This window comes from Nocardia sp. 852002-51101_SCH5132738 (genome assembly GCF_001665695.1).
GTDB classification, from domain to species: domain Bacteria; phylum Actinomycetota; class Actinomycetes; order Mycobacteriales; family Mycobacteriaceae; genus Nocardia; species Nocardia nova.
This window is the reverse complement of the sequence record NZ_LZML01000080.1, coordinates 1-5895: the sequence shown is the minus strand read 5'-3', so window position 1 is coordinate 5895 and position 5895 is coordinate 1. Positions and strand designations below refer to the sequence as shown.

Sequence of the window (5895 nt, the reverse complement as noted above, 5' to 3'; positions counted from 1 at the left end):
TCGAGGGCGAACGGGAACGTCTGCACCGTCACCGCGATGATCAGCTCCCCGTTCTTCAACGCGGTCGCCAGCAGCCCGGATTTCGACTTCGCCCCCGCCTTGCGGACATCCTCCGGACTGATCGTGGCCACGATCTTTCCCGACCCGTCGATCTGCCGAATCGCCTCCTGCAGTTGACCATCCAAGACAGTGCGGTCCACGACCACGATCACCGAGTCGAAAACCTTCCGATCATCCACATGCAACCGCGCCAGCCGATGCGCGGTCCACGCGATCGTGTTCGTCTTCCCCGACCCCGCCGAATGTTCGATCAAATAGCGCTGCCCCACCCCTTCCTCGCGCACCGCGACAACGATATTCGTCACGGCCTCCCACTGGTGGAACCGAGGGAACAGCATGCTCGTACGCCGCACCGAGGTGCCGGTCGCGACATCCCACTCCTGCCTGGACTCCACGATCATCAGCCGGCCGATGATGTTGAGCCAGGCGTGTTTCTCCCACACCCGCTCCCACAGATACGACGTCGCCGAAAGCCCGTCCGCGCCAGGCGGATTCCCCGCCCCGCCCGCATAGCCGACGTTGAACGGCAGGAAATGGGTCTTCTCGCCCTCTAGCCGGGTGGTCATCGCGGCCAGGTCGTTGGAGACCGCGAAATGCACCAGCGCTCGATGTCCGAACGACAGCAGCGGCTCGGGCCGCCCGTTGGTCATCGGATGCCGGTCCTTGCGATACTGGTTGATCGCCTCGTCCAGGGATTGGGTGAACTCGGTCTTCAGCTCGACGGTGGCGACCGGCAGCCCGTTGACGAAGAAGACCAGATCGATGCTGCGCTGGTCAGCGGTGGAGAAATGCACCTGCCGTAGAACCCGCACCCGCATCGCCGCGTACTGCTCGGTGGTGGTCGTGTTCAGGCTCGTCTCCGGCCGGAACTGCGCCATCTTCAACCGGCCGCCACCGATGTACTGCACCCCGTTACGCAGGATGTTCAGCGTCCCGCCACCATGTTCGAGAGGCTTGTCGAGCGCCGCGACCAGCACATCCAGGAACTTCGCCTCCGCCCCCGCCGCACGCAACGACTTCTCGTACGCCGCCTGCTGGGTCTCCTTCAGCCACGTGAACAGGTCCTCGGGGAACAGCGCACGCTCCCGGTCGTAGCCGGTGTCATTCGCCGAATAGAGCCACCCGTGATCGGCCAGGTACTCGCAGATCTCGGACTCGAAGACCGCTTCGTGATGGTCCGCCCTCACGCCATCTCCCGCACGTCGATCTGGCCTGTCACCGCCGCCGTGATCAGTGCTGAACGGCGTTCGCGGGCGAGTTCGATGAAGTTCCCCGTCTCGGTAATGAGCGCATCGATTTTCGCGGTTTGCTCATCGAGGTATGCGGCAATAGCCCGCTGCTCCCCGAGTGGCGGGAGATGAAGTTCGATCTCCCTCAGCTTTTCACCGGTGAGATGAACGAATGAGACCGACCCGAAGTGATTGGCGTAGTAGTCGGACTCGTATAGACGAAGCATCGACCAGTACACGAAACGAGCATTTGTCCGTGGTCCGACCCGCAGTCGGTTGACGGTCTTCTGGAAGGCTATCCCTGGTGCCGACTCGAACATGAACCCGGGACGACCGACTGTGGCACCCCCCTCGATGAGAAGGACGTCACCCGCGCGGAGGTCGAACACTTCCATTTCTGCGTCAGAAAAAGGCATTTCGTTGAGATCCAGAAGATTCACAGAGCCATCCGCACGAACATCCGCTGCCCGGACGTACGCCCTCGGCTGGTCTCCATCGCGAACCGCACGGCCCGCGTCGAGCATCTTCCCCAAGCTCGTTTCACCAATGTGCTTGACCCTGCGACATACCCATGAGTCGGTCGGCGCCAAAGCAGACGCGATAACCGCAGCACGCCGCTCGCGGAGCATCTCGATCAGGCGCTGCTGCTCCTCGATGAGCGTGTCGATGCAGGCGGTCTCACGGTCGAGGTAGTCGGCAATGGCACGCTGCTCTTCCAGTGGCGGTATAGCCAACGTCGCTTTCGCGAGGTCCGCAGCCCTAATACCTACCCGGGTGACGCCGGATGCCAGGACCGCCCACTGCCCGGTAGTGGGGCCCGCCCCCAGCGCCCAGTAGAGAAATTTCGGGTCCACGACTCCAGAGAATGGCCGGACGATCGATAGGTGGTAGCCGCAAATCAGGTCCGGCGCCTCGTACTCGACAAAGGCCGGTATCCCAATATCGTCAGCAGTCTCAGAATCCTTCGTCACGAGGGTGTCACCGACCGCGATCCGGAAACGCTCAATCTCATCAGGTGACGCCGTCGCCTTCATGAAGTTCATGCCTTCGACGATCGAGGCGTTCTTGTAGACGTCGGTGTAGTTGCACAGCCTCACTGATGGTTCATCCGGAACAGAATGCTTGTCCACGTTGCTCGGCCAAGCGCGCGCCACATGATCGAGCCTCCCGATTTTCCAATGAGCGGGTACGGTGTCTAGCCACTCGGAACCAGCCGCGACGTACTTCGGATACTTCGCCGTCATCCCTCGACCTCCCGCAGCAGGTTGAGGATCTTGCCGACCTGCTTCTCCAGGTCGGCATCAATTTCGTCGAGGGGCCGGGGCGGGACGTACTTGTAGAAGTGGCGAGTAAAGGGGATTTCGTAGCCGGTCTTGACCTTGGACCAGTCGATCCAGGCGTCGGGGACGTGCGGCTTCACCTCGGCGTCGAAGTAGGTGGTGATGACCTCGACGCTGCCAGTCGGGCCGGCGGTCGAGCCGCCGTAGGTGAAGGGAACATTTTCGGTGTCGCGCTTCTTCGAGTCGGGCTTGGGCTTGCCCTTGCGATCTACAACCGGCTTCCCGTCCTCATCCAACAGCGGACGCTCGACGGTTATGGTCCAGTAGCCGAACTCGTCGTTGCGCAACACTTTTGAGTAATCCGGGTCGGCGTCGGCGAAGTCGACATACAACTTCACCACCTCGGTACGGTCTGCATCGCTGAGTTCCCGGTTCTTCGACCCGAGGCTCTTGCGCATCTTGGTCCAGAACGACGTGCCGTCAATGAGTTGGACCAGGCCCTTGCGGTCGGGGTGCTTGGTGTTGTCGAGGATCCAGATGTAGGTGGCGATGCCGGTGTTGAAGAACATGTTGGTCGGCAGCGCGACGATCGCTTCGACAAGGTCGTTCTCCAGCAACCACTTTCGGATGTTGGAGGGGCCGGACTCCGCGGATCCGTTGAACAGCGGGGAGCCGTTCATGACGATGCCGACTCGGCCGCCGCCGTCCTCGGGGGCGCGCATCTTGTGGGCGAGGTGGAGCAGGAAGAGCATCTGCCCGTCCGAGGTCGCCGGGAGGCCGGGGGCGAATCGGCCGTAGGGGCCGGCGGATTCGCGTTCGTTCGTGATCGCCTTGGCGTACTGCTTCCAGTCGACGCCGTAGGGCGGGTTGGACATGCAGAAGTCGAACTGGCGGCCCTTGAACGCGTCATCGGTGAGGGTGTTGCCGAAGGCGATGTTGGTCGCGTCGTGGCCTTTGGCCAGCAGGTCGGATTTGCAGATTGCGTACGACTGCGGGTTGTACTCCTGGCCGTACAGGCTCAGTTTCGCGTCGGGGTTCTGCGCGAGCAGGTGCTCTTCGGCCAGCGCGAGCATACCGCCGGTACCCGCGGTCGGGTCGTACAGAGTGCGCACGATACCGGCTTCGGTCAGGTCGGCGTCCTTCTCGGCTAAGAGCAGGTCGACCAGCAGCCGGATCGCGTCCCGCGGGGTGTAGTGGTCACCGGAGGTCTCGTTCGCGGCCTCGTTGAACCTGCGGATGATGTACTCGAACGCATCACCCATATCGGCGTTGGAGACCACGTCCGGATGCAGGTCGACGGCTTTGAAGGACGTGACGACCGCACGCAGCAGCTCCGCCTTCTCCAGGGCGAGGATTTCCTTCTTGAAGTCGAAGTATTCGAACACGTCGACATCGGGCGAGAATCGGTCGATGTAGTCGGCCAGGTTGTCTGCCAGCCCGTCAGCGTCTTCGAGGAGGTTGGCGAAGGAATAGTTCGAGGTGTTGTAGAACGGCCGCCCCGTGGCCTTCTTGACTTCGATCTTGAGCCGGTTGGGATTCTCGTACTCCGCTGCCAGTGCGCGCACTGTCTCCCGGTCGGGTTCGATGATGCAGTCGAGGCGGCGCAGGATCGTGAGCGGGAGGATCACGTTGCCGTACTGGTTGGGGCGGTAGGGACCCCGAAGCTGATCGGCGATCGACCAGATAAAACTACCGAGGGTGCTCACAAGGCTCCTTACGAGGCTCACTCGACGACGGACATTGGATACCCAGCGCGAATCCGTACGCGCCGCCCGGATGGTCGGCCCATAGTCTCCAGCAGCCGGTGCGTCGAAAGAACATTCTCACGCATCACCACACTCCCGCGTACCACGAAGTCGGCAGCAGCGACCGGCTCAGCGAATCCGTCGCGGTTGGTGTCTTGGCCGTGATCGTCCCTTCGCTTGGCTCTGGCTGCGCCGGTCGCGCAAGACGTGACGACCAGCTTGTCAAAGACGCCGACGCAGTCACGAACCGGGGACACCCCGACTTTCGCGGGCGGCTCGCTTGGATTGCGATCCACTGATTCCGGGCGTCTATCTCGGCGTTCCAAGCAGGTGCGGACGCCGGAATCCTTATGCGCAGGCACCTGGAATTTGTACCCGGTGTTATGCAGTACCTCGCCAGCAGTCCTTCGAGAACGATTCCGCGAAACGCTCCGCGACCGATCACCAAGACCCCTCCCTGAACTTCAAGGCACCCATAGTAGTTCGCAACGACCGACCAGGCCCACCAATCGGAGTTCAATCCGCCCTATAGCAGGGCTCCCGCCACCGCACTTGTGCTCGAAGAGCGGTGAACGGTGATGTTGTCTAGCGCTCTACGGCAATCAGAGCAGGGCCCTCCGCAAGGCGGCGGTTGAGGCATCGCGGGTGGCTTGTAATTGTTGGCGATATCGACTGGGCCAGAACGTGTTTCGCGCTTCCTGTCGGACCGCCTCAGAGATCCAGCAGGCCGAGTTCTGACGGCGCTTTGACGTCGGGCATCCGCTCCGCCCCTCGATGGGTTTTGCACCGGCCGCCGCCGGTCGCGATACCGCAGGGCCTGCCCTTCGTGGTCATAGCCCCGCACTGCAGAGCGGGGTCGTGAACATGACAAAGTCCCGAGGGTCCCGCGTTCGTGGCGCAGGGGACACCTGCTTTGGTGGTTGCTCGGCAGCGCTCACCCGTCGTTGTGGTCGGCTTGCGGGTGGGAGGATCACGACGGACCGTCTTTCCGGGCTGCTCCTCAACCCCACCGGCCTCGCAGGCGCCGCGGACAGCCAGCCGGTCAGCTCGTTCGTTCTCGGGGTGGCCGGCATGCCCTTTCACCCATTCCCATTCGACCTCGTGCAAGGCGCACGCTTGCATCAGCCGTTGCCACAGGTCAGCGTTTTTGACCGGCTCCTTCTTCGTGGTCACCCACCCGTTGGCCTGCCACTTGTGCACCCATGCGGTGATGCCGTCGCGCACATAGGTGCTGTCGGTATAGACCCGGACCTTCGAGGCCCGTTTGAGCCGCTCCAGCGCTTCGATCGGCGGTTGAGTCCAGCAGGATGGTGTACGACGGGCCCTCAGCGAAGTCTGGGCGTGTCGTAGCCGAGTAGAGGGTGGTCACCGCGTGATCCTTCAAAAGACCGCCAAGTCACTTGAAGGAAGAAAGTTTCACGCGATGACCTCTGTCCAGCCTATCGACCCGTCCGCAATGCTGTCCGAGCAACTCGCCGTCGCGAGCCCGGACCTGCTGCGCGAGATGATGTCCACCTTCATCAAAGCCCTGATGAGCAACGAAGCCGACTCGATGTGCGGTGCCGGCTACGGCGAACGATC

General features: G+C 62.4%; 3 protein-coding genes and 2 pseudogenes. 1 reads left to right on the top strand and 4 read right to left on the bottom strand.

Annotation, left to right across the window (positions count from 1 at the left end; translation table 11 throughout):
- From A5789_RS11600 to A5789_RS37770, 4 genes and pseudogenes are all read right to left on the bottom strand, one after another.
- Positions 1–1247, bottom strand: a 1247-nt coding sequence (locus A5789_RS11600) for a type I restriction endonuclease (protein ID WP_197516597.1), incomplete at its 3' end; no start/stop codon positions are given.
- Positions 1244–2533, bottom strand: a complete 1290-nt coding sequence (locus tag A5789_RS11595) for a restriction endonuclease subunit S (protein WP_082940639.1) — start codon at positions 2531–2533, stop codon at positions 1244–1246. The genes A5789_RS11600 and A5789_RS11595, both read right to left, overlap by 4 nt.
- On the bottom strand, positions 2530–4275 hold the full coding sequence (locus A5789_RS11590; protein ID WP_064905088.1) for a class I SAM-dependent DNA methyltransferase: 1746 nt from the start codon (positions 4273–4275) through the stop codon (positions 2530–2532). The genes A5789_RS11595 and A5789_RS11590 overlap by 4 nt, the downstream gene beginning before the upstream one ends.
- 1050 nt (positions 4276–5325) lie before the next feature.
- A pseudogene (locus A5789_RS37770) lies at positions 5326–5604 on the bottom strand (RNase H family protein); the annotation flags it as partial.
- A 133-nt stretch (positions 5605–5737) separates the two neighbouring features.
- Here A5789_RS37770 and A5789_RS35475 point away from each other — a divergent pair.
- Positions 5738–5895: pseudogene (locus tag A5789_RS35475) on the top strand (IS256 family transposase); the annotation flags it as partial.

Bases quoted from the DNA above. Each gene is read 5' to 3' on its own strand.
- A5789_RS11595 (WP_082940639.1), bottom strand. From the start codon at position 2,533: ATGACGGCGAAGTATCCGAAGTACGTCGCGGCTGGTTCCGAGTGGCTA.